Source organism: Arthrobacter humicola, from assembly GCF_022803015.1.
Lineage (GTDB): Bacteria > Actinomycetota > Actinomycetes > Actinomycetales > Micrococcaceae > Arthrobacter > Arthrobacter humicola_A.
Genome location: NZ_JAFKON010000058.1, coordinates 1 through 390, shown reverse-complemented (window position 1 = coordinate 390; position 390 = coordinate 1). Strand labels below are relative to the sequence as shown.

The following is a 390-nucleotide window of genomic DNA, read 5'->3' as shown; positions in this document are numbered from 1 at the left end:
GGCCGCCACTCCGTACTGGGAAATGCACTCGAAAAAAAAAAAAAAAAAGAAGAGAAAGAGGGAAAAAAGGAAGGAAGAGAGAAAGAGGAAAGGAAAGAGGAAGAAGAGGAAAAGGAGGAAAGAAAGGAGAAGGGAAGGGAGGGGAGAGAGGAAGAAAGGGAGGAAAGAGAGAGAGGAAAGAAGGAGGGAGGGGGGAGGAGGAAGGGGAGGAGAAGGGAGGGGGAAGGGAGGAGGAAGAGAACGAAAAGGAAAAAAGAGGAAAGGTGGAAAAAGAAGAAGAGAAGGAAAAGGGGGAGAAAGGAGAGAAAAAGGAGAAAGGAGAGGGGAAGGAGAGAAGAAGGGAAAGAGAAAAGAAGGAGGAAAGAAGAAAAGAAGAGAGAAGGAAGAAAG

At 46.7% G+C, this 390-nt stretch carries 1 protein-coding gene; it reads left to right on the top strand.

What is annotated here, in order from left to right:
- The coding region (locus ARTB_RS22020; RefSeq protein ID WP_243182285.1) for a hypothetical protein at window positions 1-390 on the top strand (390 nt) is incomplete at both ends.